The 15,196-nt window shown below is 66.6% G+C and carries 21 protein-coding genes and 1 pseudogene; all 22 read right to left on the bottom strand.

The annotated features are described in order from the left end of the window. Positions 1–71: 71 nt before the first annotated feature. On the bottom strand, positions 72–860 hold the full coding sequence (tatC, locus tag ACPUER_RS22695) for a twin-arginine translocase subunit TatC (protein WP_310141921.1): 789 nt from the start codon (positions 858–860) through the stop codon (positions 72–74). A 41-nt stretch (positions 861–901) separates the two neighbouring features. Continuing rightward, positions 902–1,432, bottom strand: a complete 531-nt coding sequence (tatB, locus tag ACPUER_RS22690) for a Sec-independent protein translocase protein TatB (protein ID WP_310141925.1) — start codon at positions 1,430–1,432, stop codon at positions 902–904. A gap of 26 nt (positions 1,433–1,458) precedes the next feature. Continuing rightward, the gene (tatA, locus tag ACPUER_RS22685; RefSeq protein WP_034183658.1) at positions 1,459–1,689 is read right to left on the bottom strand and encodes a Sec-independent protein translocase subunit TatA; all 231 of its coding nucleotides are present in this window, start codon (positions 1,687–1,689) and stop codon (positions 1,459–1,461) included. A 93-nt stretch (positions 1,690–1,782) separates the two neighbouring features. Next, positions 1,783–2,148, bottom strand: coding sequence for a histidine triad nucleotide-binding protein (locus ACPUER_RS22680; protein WP_425132157.1), 366 nt, complete (start codon positions 2,146–2,148; stop codon positions 1,783–1,785). A gap of 31 nt (positions 2,149–2,179) precedes the next feature. After that, positions 2,180–2,572 (bottom strand): DUF4870 family protein, encoded by a 393-nt coding sequence (locus ACPUER_RS22675; protein WP_072443897.1) that lies wholly within the window; start codon positions 2,570–2,572, stop codon positions 2,180–2,182. 71 nt (positions 2,573–2,643) lie between these two features. Then, positions 2,644–3,009 carry a phosphoribosyl-ATP diphosphatase gene (locus ACPUER_RS22670; protein ID WP_006485344.1) on the bottom strand — a complete coding sequence of 122 codons (366 nt, stop codon included), beginning with the start codon at positions 3,007–3,009 and terminating at the stop codon, positions 2,644–2,646. Beyond that, the gene (gene hisI, locus ACPUER_RS22665; protein ID WP_175963217.1) at positions 3,006–3,422 is read right to left on the bottom strand and encodes a phosphoribosyl-AMP cyclohydrolase; all 417 of its coding nucleotides are present in this window, start codon (positions 3,420–3,422) and stop codon (positions 3,006–3,008) included. Before hisI ends, ACPUER_RS22670 begins: the two co-directional genes overlap by 4 nt. Then, positions 3,422–4,195 carry an imidazole glycerol phosphate synthase subunit HisF gene (gene hisF / locus ACPUER_RS22660; RefSeq protein ID WP_034183654.1) on the bottom strand — a complete coding sequence of 258 codons (774 nt, stop codon included), beginning with the start codon at positions 4,193–4,195 and terminating at the stop codon, positions 3,422–3,424. The genes hisI and hisF overlap by 1 nt, the downstream gene beginning before the upstream one ends. A gap of 107 nt (positions 4,196–4,302) precedes the next feature. Beyond that, positions 4,303–5,058: a 1-(5-phosphoribosyl)-5-[(5-phosphoribosylamino)methylideneamino]imidazole-4-carboxamide isomerase gene (gene hisA, locus ACPUER_RS22655; RefSeq protein WP_175963218.1), complete on the bottom strand. Its 756-nt coding sequence runs from the start codon at positions 5,056–5,058 to the stop codon at positions 4,303–4,305. A 163-nt stretch (positions 5,059–5,221) separates the two neighbouring features. Beyond that, complete coding sequence (gene hisH, locus ACPUER_RS22650) at positions 5,222–5,863, bottom strand: imidazole glycerol phosphate synthase subunit HisH (RefSeq protein ID WP_425132156.1); 642 nt, start codon at positions 5,861–5,863, stop codon at positions 5,222–5,224. Continuing rightward, complete coding sequence (locus tag ACPUER_RS22645; protein ID WP_072443888.1) at positions 5,860–6,480, bottom strand: MarC family protein; 621 nt, start codon at positions 6,478–6,480, stop codon at positions 5,860–5,862. The genes hisH and ACPUER_RS22645 overlap by 4 nt, the downstream gene beginning before the upstream one ends. Before the next feature lie 62 nt (positions 6,481–6,542). Next, positions 6,543–7,130 (bottom strand): imidazoleglycerol-phosphate dehydratase HisB, encoded by a 588-nt coding sequence (hisB, locus tag ACPUER_RS22640; RefSeq protein WP_011546606.1) that lies wholly within the window; start codon positions 7,128–7,130, stop codon positions 6,543–6,545. A gap of 65 nt (positions 7,131–7,195) precedes the next feature. Continuing rightward, positions 7,196–8,269, bottom strand: a complete 1,074-nt coding sequence (hisC, locus tag ACPUER_RS22635; RefSeq protein ID WP_072443886.1) for a histidinol-phosphate transaminase — start codon at positions 8,267–8,269, stop codon at positions 7,196–7,198. Positions 8,270–8,400: 131 nt separating this feature from the next. Further along, the gene (gene hisD, locus ACPUER_RS22630; RefSeq protein WP_175963220.1) at positions 8,401–9,717 is read right to left on the bottom strand and encodes a histidinol dehydrogenase; all 1,317 of its coding nucleotides are present in this window, start codon (positions 9,715–9,717) and stop codon (positions 8,401–8,403) included. Between the two features lie 24 nt (positions 9,718–9,741). Next, entirely contained in the window at positions 9,742–10,395 is a 654-nt protein-coding gene (gene hisG / locus ACPUER_RS22625; RefSeq protein ID WP_034183648.1) for an ATP phosphoribosyltransferase, read from the bottom strand. Continuing rightward, positions 10,392–11,741 (bottom strand): UDP-N-acetylglucosamine 1-carboxyvinyltransferase, encoded by a 1,350-nt coding sequence (murA, locus tag ACPUER_RS22620; RefSeq protein WP_175963221.1) that lies wholly within the window; start codon positions 11,739–11,741, stop codon positions 10,392–10,394. The genes hisG and murA overlap by 4 nt, the downstream gene beginning before the upstream one ends. A gap of 14 nt (positions 11,742–11,755) precedes the next feature. Next, the gene (locus ACPUER_RS22615) at positions 11,756–11,995 is read right to left on the bottom strand and encodes a BolA family protein (protein WP_006477131.1); all 240 of its coding nucleotides are present in this window, start codon (positions 11,993–11,995) and stop codon (positions 11,756–11,758) included. A 54-nt stretch (positions 11,996–12,049) separates the two neighbouring features. Next, entirely contained in the window at positions 12,050–12,889 is an 840-nt protein-coding gene (locus ACPUER_RS22610) for an ABC transporter permease (RefSeq protein WP_244137396.1), read from the bottom strand. Next, the gene (locus tag ACPUER_RS22605; RefSeq protein ID WP_175963222.1) at positions 12,886–13,812 is read right to left on the bottom strand and encodes an ABC transporter ATP-binding protein; all 927 of its coding nucleotides are present in this window, start codon (positions 13,810–13,812) and stop codon (positions 12,886–12,888) included. The genes ACPUER_RS22610 and ACPUER_RS22605 overlap by 4 nt, the downstream gene beginning before the upstream one ends. A 192-nt stretch (positions 13,813–14,004) precedes the next feature. Next, the gene (locus tag ACPUER_RS22600) at positions 14,005–14,280 is read right to left on the bottom strand and encodes an STAS domain-containing protein (protein ID WP_175963223.1); all 276 of its coding nucleotides are present in this window, start codon (positions 14,278–14,280) and stop codon (positions 14,005–14,007) included. After that, complete coding sequence (locus tag ACPUER_RS22595) at positions 14,277–14,906, bottom strand: MlaC/ttg2D family ABC transporter substrate-binding protein (RefSeq protein WP_175963224.1); 630 nt, start codon at positions 14,904–14,906, stop codon at positions 14,277–14,279. Before ACPUER_RS22595 ends, ACPUER_RS22600 begins: the two co-directional genes overlap by 4 nt. A 111-nt stretch (positions 14,907–15,017) precedes the next feature. Beyond that, positions 15,018–15,196, bottom strand: a pseudogene (locus tag ACPUER_RS22590) (MlaA family lipoprotein); the annotation flags it as partial.

Here is a 15,196-nt window from a genome sequence, read left to right as displayed (position 1 = left end):
CCAACGCCGCCGGGCCGCACAGGCATGGCCGGAAAAAGGCCACCCACCGCGCGCCGCCCGGCGCACCGTCGTCAACTCGCGGCTTCGCCGTTCTCCGCCTCGCCCTCTTCGGCCGGCTTCTTCGGTACGAAGAACCGCGCGGCCAGGATCCCGGCCTCGTACAGCACGATCAGCGGCAGCGCGAGCATCAGCTGCGAGAATACGTCCGGCGGCGTGACGACCGCGGCGACAACGAACGCGCCGACGATCACGTACGGCCGGATCTCCTTCAGCTTCTTCACCGTCAGCACGCCCATCCGGACGAGCAGCACGACGACGATCGGCACCTCGAACGTGACCCCGAACGCGACGAACATCCCGAGCACGAAGCTCAGGTAGTTGTCGATGTCGGTCGTCATCTCGGCGCCGAGCGGCGCGTTGTAGTGCGCCATCACGCGGAAGATCGTCGGGAACACGAGGAAGTACGCGAACGCCATCCCGCACAGAAACAGGAAGTAGCTGCTGCCGACGAGCGGCGCGACGAGCTTCTTCTCGTGCTGGTACAGCCCCGGCGCGACAAACGCCCAGATCTGGTACAGCACGATCGGCAGCGCGATCACGAGCGCGACGAGCATCGTGACCTTCATCGGCACGAAGAACGAGCCCGTGACGTCGGTGACGATCATCTTGCCGTCCTTCGGCAGGTTCTCCATCAACGGCCGCGCGAGCAGCTTGAAGATGTCGGGCGCCCAGTAGACGAGCCCGAGGAACACGACAATCACGGCCAGCCCCGCGCGAATGATGCGATCGCGGAGCTCGACGAGATGGGAAATGAAGGTTTCTTCCGGGGCGTCGCCCGGGTTCTGCTGGGGGTCGCTCACACCGGCCCTCGGTAGGATTGACGAGCGAGCATGCGCTCGACTCAGAAGAAGCGCGTCGGCCGGCGCAGGCTGGCCGGCTGGTGGCGCGCGACACGCGCGGCGCCCGACTGCACGTGCGTGCGGCGGGTAATCGCGCGCTTGTACCAGACAGGCGTCGCCGCCTGCTTGACACGCCAGTTGCGGCGCTTCGGCGCGAGCGCGGCCGTACTGCCGCGCCACGACGGCGCCGCCGGCGTGTCGGAACCATACGACCCGGCATCGCCCGAAGCTTCGTTAAAGCCCCCGACCGCGGAATGCCACGTGTCGTTCAGTTCCTTCTCGTGCTCGCGCAGGTTGTCGTGAATCGTCGTCTCGACATTGCGCGCGGCCGACTCGAAATCGGTCTTCATCGTCCGCAGCGCGTCGAGTTCGATTTCGCGCGAGACCTCGGCCTTCACGTCGTTGATGTACCGCTGCGCGCGGCCGAACAATGCGCCTGCCGTACGCGCGACGCGCGGCAGGCGCTCGGGGCCGAGCACCACGAGCGCGACGACGCCGATCAGCGCCATCTTCGAAAGACCGAGATCCAGCATCGCGAATGCCTGTCAGCGTGCCGGCGTTACGCCTTGTTCGAATCGGAACGCGTCGTTTCCTTCGCGTTGACGTCGACCGAGCCCGAGCGCGGCAGTTGCTGCGCGTCGGCCGGCGTTTCGCCTTCCTTCATGCCGTCCTTGAAACCCTTCACCGCGCTGCCGAGATCGTTGCCGATGTTGCGCAGCTTCTTCGTACCGAAAACCAGCGCGACGATCAGCAGCACGATCAGCCAGTGCCAAATGCTCAATCCACCCATGATGAAACCTCTCCTCAACCACGCCGCTGCGCGGCGCAAATCGCCGGCGACGCGCCGGCTTCGACTATCGATGCGGGGAAACGCCCCGCGCCGTCAACCCATCCGATGCCAGGGACGCGGGCCGGCCAGGATATGCGCGTGCAGATGGTAAACCTCCTGCCCGCCGCCGGGGCCCGTGTTGATCACCGTGCGAAAACCGCTTTCACCGCCCGTATACGCGACGCCGAGCTGGTCGGCGAGACGCGCGACGAGCAGCATCAGCCGCCCGAGCATCGGCGCATCGCCGTCGCCCACCGCCGACAGCGTCGGCAGGTGCCGGCGCGGAATCACGAGCACGTGCGTCTCGGCCGCCGGGCGGATGTCGCGGAACGCGACGAATTCGTCATCCTCGTGCACCTTCGTGCTCGGGATCTCGCCTGCGGCGATCTTGCAGAACAGGCAATTCGGATCGTGACTCATGTTGCTCCTGCAGACACCCGCGCGCGGCCGGTCAGAACCACGCCTGCGGATCGAGCGTCTTGTTGTCGTTCAGGTACAGCCAACCCTTGATGATACGGTACAGCGTCCAGATCCATGTGACAAACATCACTGCGAATCCGACCACCACGAACATCAGCGCGAACCCGATCACGTAGGCGATCAGCGCGCGCCAGAACGTGCGGATCTGCCACTCGAAGTGATCGGCATACGGCGTGCCGGCCACATCGCCGCGCTTCACGTAGTTGATGATGATCGCGATGATGCCCGTGACGCCGCCCGTCAGCCAATGAAACGCATAGAGGCCATAGAGCACGTGAGTCAGCGTGCGCAACCCGTTCAGGCGTTCGGCGTCCGCGGCCCCCGGCACCGACGGCGGCGGAAACTGGCTTGGCGTATCGGTCATGATGCTACCCCCGTTAGATGACAATTCTTACAGCTTACCGCACTGTCGCCACCGCGGCGGGCCGATGCATGTCACCCGCCGTTTTCCTCGCGCTCGCGGCGCTTGCGCAGCGCCTTCTCCTCGATGCCCGACAACCCTTCGCGGCGCTCGAGCTCGGCGATCACGTCGGCCGGGCTCAGGTCGAAGTGCGACAGCATCACGAGGCAGTGGAACCACAGGTCGGCCACCTCGCCGACGAGCGCGGTCGGCGCGCCGCCCTGGCGCACGTCCTTTGCGGCCAGCACGACTTCCGTCGCCTCTTCGCCGATTTTCTTCAGCACCGCGTCGTCGCCCTTGTGGAACAGGCGCGATACGTACGATTGATCGGGATCGCCGCCCTTGCGGCTATCGATCACCGCCGCGAGGCGCAGCAGCGTGTCTTCGGTCGATTGCGTCATTTGTAGATGTGTTCGGGATCTTTCAGCACCGGTTCGACCGCGACCCAGTCGCCGTTGTCGACGGTGCCCTCGAATTTCTGGAAGAAGCACGAATGCCGGCCGGTGTGGCACGCGATGCCCGACACCTGCTCGACCTTCAGCAGCACGACGTCCTCGTCGCAGTCGAGCCGCACCTCGTGCACGTGCTGCACGTGGCCCGACTCCTCGCCCTTGAACCACAGGCGCTTGCGCGAGCGCGAATAGTAGACCGCGCGCTGCGTCTCGATCGTCTTCGCCAGCGCCTCGCGGTTCATCCACGCGAACATCAGCACGTCGTTCGTCGACGCTTCCTGCGCGATCACCGGCACGAGGCCGTGGTCGTCCCAGCGGACCTTGTCGAGCCACGCGGGCAGGGATTTCGTTTCCGTGTTCATCACAGCCTCACCGGAATGCCCTGGTCGGCCATGAAGCGCTTCGCCTCGCCGACCGTGTGCTCGCCGTAGTGGAAGATGCTCGCGGCCAGCACCGCGTCGGCGCGGCCGTCCTTGATGCCGTCCGCGAGATCCTGCAGCGAGCCGACGCCGCCCGATGCGATCACCGGCACCGGCACCGCGTCCGACACGCCGCGCGTGAGCGCGAGGTCGAAACCCGATTTCGTGCCGTCGCGGTCCATGCTCGTGAGCAGGATCTCGCCCGCGCCGAGCTCGGCCATCTTGCGCGCCCATTCGATCGCGTCGAGGCCCGTGCCCTTGCGGCCGCCGTGCGTGAACACTTCCCAGCGCGGCGTCTCGCCGTCGGCCGACACACGCTTCGCGTCGATCGCGACGACGATGCACTGCGAGCCGTACTTGTCGGCCGCGTCGCGCACGAGCTGCGGGTTCGCGACCGCCGACGAATTCATGCTGACCTTGTCCGCGCCCGCGTTCAGCAGGCGCCGCACGTCCTCGACGGCGCGTACGCCGCCGCCGACGGTCAGCGGAATGAACACCTGCGACGCCACCGCCTCGATGATCGGCAGGATCAGGTCGCGCTGGTCGGACGTCGCGGTGATGTCGAGGAACGTCAGTTCGTCGGCGCCCTGGTCGTCGTAACGGCGGGCGATTTCGACGGGGTCGCCCGCGTCGCGCAGCTCGACGAAATTGACGCCCTTGACGACACGCCCGGCGGTCACGTCCAGGCAGGGGATGATGCGTTTAGCTAAAGCCATGATGTTGCGCCAAATGCCGCGATGGGACGGCCGGTTACGGAAGCCTCGCGCGAGGCTTCCGGTCGGGGCCGCCCTGCGGGCAGCCCCGGCGAACGGGACAACCGCGCTTACGCGTTGTCGAGCTCGCCGTTCAGTTCGTCCGCGCGCTTTTGCGCGGCCGCGAAATCGAGATCGCCGGAATAGATCGCACGGCCGCAGATCACGCCTTCGACGCCGTGCTCTTCCACTTCGCACAGATTCTCGATGTCAGTGAGGTTCGACAGGCCGCCGCTCGCGATCACCGGAATGCCGACCGCCTGCGCGAGCTTCACGGTCGCCTCGATGTTGATGCCCTGCAGCATCCCGTCGCGGCCGATGTCCGTGTAGACGATCGATTCGACGCCGTAGTCCTCGAACTTGCGCGCGAGATCGATCACTTCGTGGCCCGTCAGCTTGCTCCAGCCGTCGGTCGCGACCTTGCCGTCCTTCGCGTCCAGCCCGACGATGATGTTGCCGGCGAACGCGGTGCACGCGTCCTGCAGGAAGCCCGGGTTCTTCACGGCCGCCGTGCCGATGATCACGTAGGACAGGCCCGCGTCGAGGTACTTCTCGATCGTCTCGAGGCTGCGGATGCCGCCGCCGAGCTGTACGGGGATTTCATCGCCGACTTCGTCGAGGATCGCTTCGATCGCCTCGAGATTCTTCGGCTTGCCGGCGAACGCGCCGTTCAGGTCGACCAGATGCAGCCGCCGGGCGCCGAGATCGACCCACTTGCGGGCCATCGCCGCCGGGTCCTCGGAGAAAATCGTGGCCTGGTCCATATCGCCCTGTTTCAGGCGCACACACTGACCGTCTTTGAGATCGATGGCCGGAATCAGCAACATAGCAATCGGGTATCGTCGTGGAAGAAGAAAAGAATCCGGCGCGTACCGGCCAATCCGGTACCGCGCCGTCTCGCTAGTTTAGTACAACTCTTTCGGCGCATTGGCGTGCGAGCCCCGCAACACGGGCCTCTGCGGCCCGTCGACTGTGGCACGCACGCGACGTTCACGGTTTCCAGTGTACGAAGTTGCGATACAGACGCAACCCGACCTCCGCGCTTTTCTCGGGGTGAAATTGGGTCGCGAAGAGATTATCCCGCGCGACCGCGGACGTAAACGGCGCGCCGTAGGCCGTTTCGCCGACCGTATGCGCCGGGTTGTCCGGGCACACGTAATAGCTGTGCACGAAGTAGAAATACGCTTCGTCGGGTACGCCGTCCCACAGCGGGTGCGGCTGCGACTGGCGCACTCGGTTCCAGCCCATCTGCGGCACCTTGAAGCGCGAGCCGTCGTCCTGCAACCGGCCGTCGAGCTCGAAACGCACGACCTTGCCCGGCAGCAGGCCGAGGCCCTTCGTGTCGCCTTCCGCGCTCCAGTCGAACAGCATCTGCTCGCCGACGCACACGCCGAGCAGCGGCTTCGTGCGCGACGCCTCGATCACGGCCTCCTGCAGGCCCGATTCGCCGAGGCAGCGCATGCAGTCGGGCATCGCGCCCTGGCCGGGCAGCACGACGCGGTCGGCCGCGCGAATCGCGGCCGGCGTGTCGACGATCGCCACGTCGGCGTCCGGTTCGGCCTTCTTGAGCGCCTGCGCGACCGAGCGCAGGTTGCCCATCCCATAATCCACAATCGCAATCGAAGTTTTCATCTCAGTGCAGGCAGTAGCGCCCTCAGTCCATTGACGATGAATTCCACCGCCAGCGCCGACAGCATCAGACCCATCAGCCGCGTGGCGATGTTGATGCCCGTGCGGCCGATCCAGTTCGCGATCGGCTCGGCGAGCCGCATCGCGACGAAACACAGCAAAGCCAGGACCGCGCCGATCGCGACCAGCCCGGCCCGCTCATACCAGTGACGCGAGTTCGCCGCATAGATGATCACCGTGCTGATCGAGCCGGGGCCCGTGAGCAGCGGAATCGCCAGCGGCACGACCGCGATGTTGTCCTTCAGCTCGGCCTCGTGGCGCTCCTCCGGCGTCGATCGCGTGTTGCCGATCTGCGCGTTCAGCATGTTGATCGCCATCAGCAGCATGATGATCCCGCCGCCCACTTCGAGCGAACCGACCGAAATGCCGAAGAAGTCGATGATCTGCTGCCCGAGCAGCGTCGTCACCGTCATCACGCAGAACACCGACACCGACGCGATCCGGATCGTGCGGCGCCGCTCGATGTCCGTCTGCTGCGCCGTCAGGCTCAGGAAGAACGGCACCGCGCCGATCGGATTGATCAGCGCAAGCAGCGAAATGAACGATTTGAGCAGATCCATCGCAAGCCGGCGCCGCGCGCCGAAGCCGTGAGGTTGTCCTTAGCGTCCGTCCGTTCGGAAGTTCAGAGGCTGCCTTTCGTCGACGGGATCTGCCCCGCCGCACGCTCGTCCAGCTCCACCGCCGCGCGCAGCGCACGGCCGAAGGCCTTGAACACCGTCTCGAGCTGATGGTGCGCGTTGATCCCGCGCAGGTTGTCGATGTGCAGCGTGACGCCCGCGTGGTTCACGAAACCGCGGAAGAATTCGATCGACAGGTCGACATCGAACGTGCCGATCCGCGCACGCGTGAACGGCACGTGGAATTCGAGGCCCGGCCGGCCCGAGAAGTCGATCACGACGCGCGACAGCGCCTCGTCGAGCGGCACGTACGAATGGCCGTAGCGGCGAATGCCCTTGCGGTCGCCGATCGCCTTCGCGACGGCCTGCCCGAGCGTGATGCCGACATCCTCGACCGTGTGGTGGTCGTCGATATGCGTGTCGCCATGCGCTTCGACCTCGAGATCGACCAGACCGTGTCGCGCGATCTGGTCGAGCATATGGTCGAGAAACGGCACGCCGGTGGCCAGCTTCTGCCGGCCGGTGCCGTCGAGATCGAGCTTCACACGGATCTGCGTTTCGCTGGTATTGCGAACGACTTCCGCCACACGCATGGCAATTCCTTGATTGAGTCTGATGTAAATGGGGATTGATCGTCGCGCGCCGCCGCGCCCTGGGCTCAACCGGGCAGCGCGAGTTTCAAAGCGGCCAGCAGGCGGGCGTTTTCGTCGGGAGAACCGACGGTCAGCCGCACGCATTCGGCCAGTAACGGATGCATTTTACTCACGTTTTTGACCAGCACCCGCTCGGTGAGCAGCGCGTCGAACACGGCGGCCGCGTCCGGCACGCGCACCAGCAGGAAATTGCCGGCGCTCGGGAACACCGTCGCGCCCGGCAGCGCGGCCACGGCCTGCGCGAGGCGCGCGCGCTCCGCGCGCAGTTCGGCCGCCTGCGCGTCGAGCACGTCGAGGTGATCGAGCAGGAAATCGGCGGTCGCCTGGGTCAGCACGTTGATGTTGTAAGGCGGACGCACCTTGTCGAATTCGGTCAGCCACGCGTGCCGCCCGACGAGATAGCCGAGGCGGATGCCCGCGAGGCCGAGCTTCGACACCGTGCGCATCACGACGACGTTGTCGAACTCGGCGGCGCGCGGCAGCCACGAGCGCTCGGCGAACGGCTGGTACGCCTCGTCGATCACGATCAGGCTGTGCCGCGCGGCCGCGACGATCCGCTCGACGTCGGCATCGTCGTACAGCGTGCCGGTCGGGTTGTTCGGGTACGCGAGATAGACGATCGCCGGGCGGTGCTCTGCGATCGCCGCGAGCATCGCGTCGACGTCGAGCGTCAGGTCGGCCTTCAGCGGCACGCCGACGAATTCGAGCTGCGCGAGCTTCGCGGACAGTTCATACATCACGAAGCCCGGCACCGGCGCGAGCACCTTCGCGCCCGGTTGCGCGCACGCGACCGAGATCATGCTGATGATTTCGTCCGACCCGTTGCCGAGCAGCACGTCGCATGCGGCCGGAACGCCCATCGCGTGGCGCAGCTTGTCGAGCAGCGCGGCCGGGCGCGGCGCCGGGTAGCGGTTCAGCGCGACCTGCGCGAGACGCTCGCCGAGCGCCGCGGCGAGCGGTTCGGGCAGCGGATACGGGTTCTCCATCGCGTCGAGCTTCACGAATCCGCTCGCGTCCGGCACCGGGTAGCTCGTCATCGCGAGCACGTCGCGGCGGATGATGTCTTGTGGCGTCGTCATGGTTTCAAGCCGGCGTGCGTCGCGCCGGCATCAAATGGTCGGCAAGGCGGCGGCTGCCGCCCTGCGCTGCGTCTCCTCAACCGGGGGGCGGCGCGTCAGCGCCCGCCCCGGCCCCGCGCAGAGCGCGCGGGTTACCCCTTCATCCGGAACTCGGCGCTCTTCGCGTGCGCCTGCAGCCCCTCGCCGTACGCGAGTTCGGACGCGATCTCGCCGAGCGTCTGCGCGCCTTCGGCGCTGACCTCGATCAGGCTCGAGCGCTTGATGAAGTCGTACACGCCGAGCGGCGACGAGAAGCGCGCGGTGCGCGACGTCGGCAGCACGTGGTTCGGGCCCGCGCAGTAGTCGCCGAGGCTCTCGCTCGTGTAGCGGCCGAGGAAGATCGCGCCCGCGTGGCGGATCTGCTGGCCCCATTGCTGCGGCTCCAGTGCCGAGATTTCCAGGTGCTCGGGCGCGATGTCGTTCGCGATCCGGCATGCCTCGGCCATGTCGCGCACCTTGATCAGCGCGCCGCGGCCTTCGAGCGACGCGCGGATCACGTCCTGGCGCGGCATCGACGGCAGCAGCTCGTTGATCGCCTTCTCGACGCGCTCGAGGAACGCGCCGTCCGGGCACAGCAGGATCGACTGCGCGAGTTCGTCGTGCTCGGCCTGCGAAAACAGGTCCATCGCGACCCAGTTCGGATCGGTCGTGCCGTCGCACAGCACGAGGATTTCCGACGGCCCCGCGATCATGTCGATGCCGACCGTGCCAAACACGCGGCGCTTCGCCGACGCGACGTATGCATTGCCGGGCCCGCAGATCTTGTCGACGGGCGGCACCGTTGCCGTGCCGTACGCGAGCGCGCCGACCGCCTGCGCGCCGCCGATCGTGAACACGCGATCGACGCCGCCGAGCAGCGCAGCGGCGAGCACGAGGTCGTTCTTCACGCCGTCCGGCGTCGGCACGACCATCACGATCTCGCCGACGCCCGCGACGCGCGCGGGAATCGCGTTCATCAGCACCGACGACGGATACGCGGCCTTGCCGCCCGGCACGTACAGGCCGACGCGGTCGAGCGGCGTGACCTTCTGGCCGAGCACCGTGCCGTCGCTTTCCGTGTACTGCCAGCTATGCGTGCCGCACTCGATCTTCTGCTTCTCGTGGTACGCACGCACGCGCGCCGCGGCCGCTTCCAGCGCCGCGCGCGCCTTCGGCGCGAGGCCGTCGAGCGCCGTCTGCAGCTCATCCTGCGGCAGTTCGAGCGCGGCGACGCTGTCCGCGTTCAGCCGGTCGAATCGGTTCGTGTACTCGAGCACCGCGGCGTCGCCGCGCGATTTAACGTCGGCGAGAATCTGCGCGACCGATTGCTCGATCGCCTCGTCTTCGCTCGCTTCGAATGCGAGCACCGCACGCAGCGCGGCGTCGAAACCGTCGCTCGTCGAATCGAGTTTGCGAATGGTGATGGCCATGGGAGTTCCGTTACGGTGATGCGCTCAACCGCCATTCTGCGACGCGCGTTCGAACGCGTCGAGGATCGGCTTGAGCGCCGCGCGCTTCAACTTCAGCGCAGCCTGGTTCACGACGAGGCGCGACGAGATCGCCATGATCTCCTCGACCTCGACCAGATTGTTCGCCTTCAGCGTGCCGCCCGAGCTGACGAGGTCGACGATCGCGTCGGCCAGGCCCACCAGCGGCGCGAGTTCCATCGAGCCGTACAGCTTGATCAGGTCGACGTGCACGCCCTTCGCCGCGAAATGCTCGCGTGCCGTTTCGACGTACTTCGTCGCGACCCGCAGGCGCGCACCCTGGCGCACCGCGTTCGCATAGTCGAAGCCGGCCGGCACGGCCACCGACATCCGGCAGCGCGCAATGTTCAGATCGATCGGCTGGTACAGGCCCGAGCCGCCGTGCTCGACCAGCACGTCCTTGCCGGCCACGCCGAAATCGGCCGCGCCGTATTCGACGTAGGTCGGCACGTCGCTCGCGCGCACGATGATCACGCGCAGGTTCGGATCGGTCGTCGGCAGGATCAGCTTGCGCGACGTTTCCGGATCCTCGGCCACCTGCACGCCGGCTGCGGCGAGCAGCGGCAGGGTTTCCTCGAAAATCCGGCCCTTCGACAGGGCGAGGGTCAGCGGCACGCTCATGCTTGGCTCCCGGAGAGGCGGCGCACGTTCGCGCCGACGGCGGTCAGTTTGGCTTCCATGCGGTCGTAGCCGCGGTCCAGGTGATAGATGCGGTCGACGATCGTTTCGCCGTCGGCACGCAACCCGGCGATCACGAGGCTCGCCGACGCGCGCAGGTCGGTCGCCATCACGTTCGCGCCCGACAGTTTCTCGACGCCCGTCACGAGCGCCGTGTTGCCGTCGATCGTGATGTTCGCGCCGAGCCGGTTCAGCTCCTGCACGTGCATGAAACGGTTCTCGAAGATCGTCTCGACGACCTGCGCGGCGCCCGTCGCGACCGTATTGAGGGCCATGAACTGCGCCTGCATGTCGGTCGGGAACGCCGGGTATTCCGACGTGCGGATCGTCACCGCCGACGGCCGGCGGTCCATCTTCACGCGCAGCCAGCTGTCGCCTTCCTCGATCGATACGCCGGCTTCGCGCAGCTTGTCGATCACCGCGTCGAGGATGTGCGGGCGCACGCCCGTCAGCATCACGTCGCCGCCCGCCGCCGCGACCGCGCACAGGAACGTGCCGGCCTCGATGCGGTCGGGAATCACCGAATGGCGCGCGCCGTGCAGCCGCTCGACGCCCTGGATCACGAGGCGATCGGTGCCGATGCCGTCGATTTTCGCGCCCATCTCGACCAGCAAGTGTGCGAGATCGCTCACTTCCGGTTCGCGGGCCGCGTTTTCGATCACCGTTTCGCCGTCAGCGAGCGTCGCGGCCATCAGCAGGTTTTCCGTCCCCGTCACCGTGATCATGTCGGTCACGATGCGCGCGCCCTTCAGGCGCTTCGCGCGCGCTTCGATGAAGCCGTGCTCGATGCTGATCTCGGCGCCCATCGCCTGCAGGCCCTTGATGTGCTGGTCGACCGGACGCGCGCCGATCGCGCAGCCGCCCGGCAGCGACACCTTCGCCTCGCCGAAGCGCGCGAGCAGCGGCCCGAGCACGAGGATCGACGCGCGCATCGTCTTCACGAGCTCGTACGGCGCCACGAGGTTGTCGACGCGCGACGCGTCGAGCTGCACGCGGCAGCCGTCGGTCTCGCTCTTCACGCCCATCTGGTTCAGCACCTTCAGCGTGGTGCGCACGTCCTTGAGGTTCGGCACGTTGTCGAGCTCGACCGGATCGGCGGTGAGCAGCCCCGCGCACAGGATCGGCAGCGCGGCGTTCTTCGCGCCCGACACGACGATCTCGCCGGACAGGCGGCGGCCGCCCTCGATCGCGAGCTTGTCCATCCCATGTCCGTGCGATTCCCCGTTGGCGGCCGGGTGTGCCGTGGCGACGCTCTGGACGGCGTCGCGCTCGTTGACGGTGACTTGCACTCAGTGAATTCCGGTTATGCGTTCTGCCATTCGGCGGGCGTCAGCGTCTTCATGCTGAGCGCGTGAATTTCCTGCTTCATGCGATCGCCGAGCGCCGCATAGACGAGCTGGTGCCGCTGGATCGGCCGCTTGCCTTCGAAGGCCGCCGACACGATCGTCGCGAAGAAATGCTGGCCGTCGCCTTCGACTTCCAGATGCGTGCAGGCGAGACCGCCGGCGATGTATTGCTTGACCTGTTCGGGAGTCGGCAACATGGTGTAAGGCTCCTGTCGGCGCGCGCCGCCCGAGGCGGCTGCTGCCTGTCGATATCAATGACGCAGTTTGTAGCCGGTCGCGAGCAGCCGCATCGCGACCATCGCGAGCAGCACGAAGAAACCGGCGACGATCGCGAGGCTCGCGAACGGGTTGATGTCGGACGCGCCGAAGAACCCGAAGCGGAAGCCGTCGATCATGTAGAAAAACGGATTGAGACGCGAGATCTCGCGCCACACGGGCGGCAGCGAGTGCGTCGAATAGAACACGCCGGACAGGAACGTCAGCGGCATGATCAGGAAGTTCTGGAACGCGGCGAGCTGGTCGAACTTCTCGGCCCAGATCCCGGCGATCAAGCCGAGCGTGCCGAGGATCGCCGAACCGAGCAGCGCGAACGCAATGATGAACAGCGGCGCCGCGAAATGCATCGGGATAAACCAGATCGTCACGACGAACACGCCCGCGCCGACCGCGAGCCCGCGCACGACGGACGCGAGCACGTACGCGCCGAAGATGTCGCGATACGACAGCGGCGGCAGCAGCATGAACACGAGGTTGCCGGTGATCTTCGACTGGATCAGCGACGACGAGCTGTTCGCGAACGCGTTCTGCAGCACGCTCATCATCACGAGGCCCGGCACGAGAAAGCTCACGTACTCGACGCCCGGATACACCTCGACGCGGCCCGACAGCGCGTGGCCGAAGATCGTCAGATACAGCAGCGCCGTCACGATCGGCGCGCACACCGTCTGGAACGACACCTTCCAGAAGCGCAGCAGTTCCTTGTAGAACAGCGTTTGAAAACCGCTTCCCGGCACTCGCCGGGCCGCCCCAAGAGTGCCGGGCGCCCCCTCGGGGGGCAGCGAACGCAGAGAGCGTGGGGGTTCTTGTTTCATGCCAGACCCTCGATCACCTCGGCCCCGTTCATCACCTGGACGAACACATCCTCGAGGTCGGCCTTGCGGACCTCGATCTCGTCGAACGTGCAGCCCGCCGCGCGGCACTGCGCGAGGATGCGTTCGACATCGTCGTAGCTCGTGAGGCGCAGCAGGTGCTCGCCCGGCGCGCGTGCGGCCGGGTCGGACTCCAGCCCGCGCAGCTCGGCCGGCAGCGCGCCGGTCGCCAGGCGCAGATAGAGTTGCAGCCCCGCGAAGCGGCGCAGCAGCGCGTCGGTGCGGTCGAGCGCGACCACTTCGCCACGACGCAGCATCGCGATGCGGTCGCACAGCGACTCGGCTTCCTCGAGATAATGGGTGGTCAGCACGATCGTGTGACCCTCGCGGTTCAGGCGCGAGATGAATTTCCACAGCGTCTGGCGCAATTCGACGTCGACACCGGCGGTCGGCTCGTCGAGCACGATCACGGGCGGCCGGTGCACGAGCGCCTGCGCGACGAGCACGCGGCGCTTCATCCCGCCCGACAGCGCGCGCATGTTCGCATCGGCCTTCTCGGTGAGGTCGAGATTGGCCATCACTTCATCGATCCAGTCGTCGTTGCGGCGCAGCCCGAAATAGCCGGACTGGATGCGCAGCGTCTCGCGGACGGTGAAGAACGGGTCGAAAACGAGTTCCTGGGGCACGACGCCGAGTGCGCGGCGCGCACCACGGAAGTCCTTGACGACGTCGTGGCCGCGCACCGAGATACTGCCTTCGTCGGCCCGGGCAAGCCCGGCGAGGATGCTGATGAGCGTGGTCTTGCCTGCGCCGTTGGGGCCGAGCAGACCGAAAAACTCGCCTTCCTCGACCGACAGGCTGACGCCCTTGAGCGCCTGAAGCGACTTGTAGCGCTTCTTGACGTGACGGATTTCTATGGCTGACATGACTGTGCGCGACGCAACGGCCGCGACGCCTATTCTGTGCTTGCTGCGAAAGAAAATGGGGGCCGGACGCCGATTGGCTGCCCCGCAAAACGCTTGATTATAGGGCAAACCGGCTGGCGGAGCCGGCGCGGAAGGCGCGCGGCCTGAAGCTTGCGCGCGCCGGCTGGCGCGGCAGGCTCCGGTCGGACAGGGTCAATGTCGCTCGACGCCTTCGACGAGTGCGTCGACGCCATAGGCGCGCGCGAGGCTGGCGAGCTTCGGGGGGAGATTGAGGATGTCGAGGGGCGCGCCGCGCGATTTGGCGGCACGTTGCCATGCGAGCAGCACGGCGAGCGCGGACGAGTCGAACTGCGTCAGCGCCGCGCAATCGACGGCGGTCGCACCCGCGCCGATGCGCGCAAGACCGTCCGCGAGCGCGGACTTCGCGCTCGCGACGGTCAGCGAGGAGCCTGCTTCGAAGCCGCTCACGACGCCTGCTTGCCAGCGGCGAGTTGCTGGTTGCGCTGCGTCAGGAACTGGATCAGGCCTTCCACGCCGCTTTGCTGGATCTTCTCGTTGAACTGCTGCTGGTACGTCTGGATCAGCCATGCGCCGAGCACGTTCAGGTCATACACCTTCCAGCCGCTCGCCGACTTGTACAGGCGGTAATCGATCTGGACCGGCTGGCCGTTGTTCATCGCGACCGTCTTGACCACGACGTCGGTATCGGCCGGATCCGCGCGGAACGGCGGGTACTGGATCTGCTGGTCCGGCTTCAGCTGCGCGAGCGCGCCCGAATACGTGCGGATCAGCAGCAGCTTGAACTGCTCCTGAATCTGCTGCTGCTGCTCGGCCGTCGCCGTGCGCCAGTTGCGGCCCATCGCGAGCTGCGTGGTGCGGCGGAAATCGGTGTACGGCAGGATGTCCTTGTTGACGATCGTAATGATGCGATTGGTGTCGCCCTGCTTGATCGTCTGCTGCTTGACTTCGTCGAGCACCTGCTGCGTCGCCGTCTTGATCAGCGCCTGCGGGTTCGACTGGTCGACTTGCGCGTGAGCTGCGCCGCCGAACGAGAACAGCGCCGCGAAAACGGGGATCAGGAACAGTTTTTTCATCATAGTGACCTGCATGAATGAGTCGATGCGAAGATTGGAGCAGGTAGCTTACGCGCAAGTTCGCGTGCGCTACCGACTGAATCGTTTCCGGCTGTAACGAATGTAATTCCGTCAGTGCAGCCGAATGCTCGGGAAGCGGAACCCGCCCGGCGACGGCGGCGCCACCTGCATCGCCGGCACGTTCGTTTCGCTGGCCGGGTTCGGCGAAACGGCCGTGCCCGATGCCGGGGCAGCAACCGTCGCGCCCGATGCGCCCGCCGGCGCCACCGCACCACCCACCGCCGCCGCAC

Origin of the sequence: Burkholderia sp. DN3021, assembly GCF_049805555.1 — a bacterium.
Classification (GTDB): domain Bacteria; phylum Pseudomonadota; class Gammaproteobacteria; order Burkholderiales; family Burkholderiaceae; genus Burkholderia; species Burkholderia pyrrocinia_C.
Note: the sequence above shows the minus strand (reverse complement) of the source record. Positions and strands in the feature narration are given on the sequence as shown.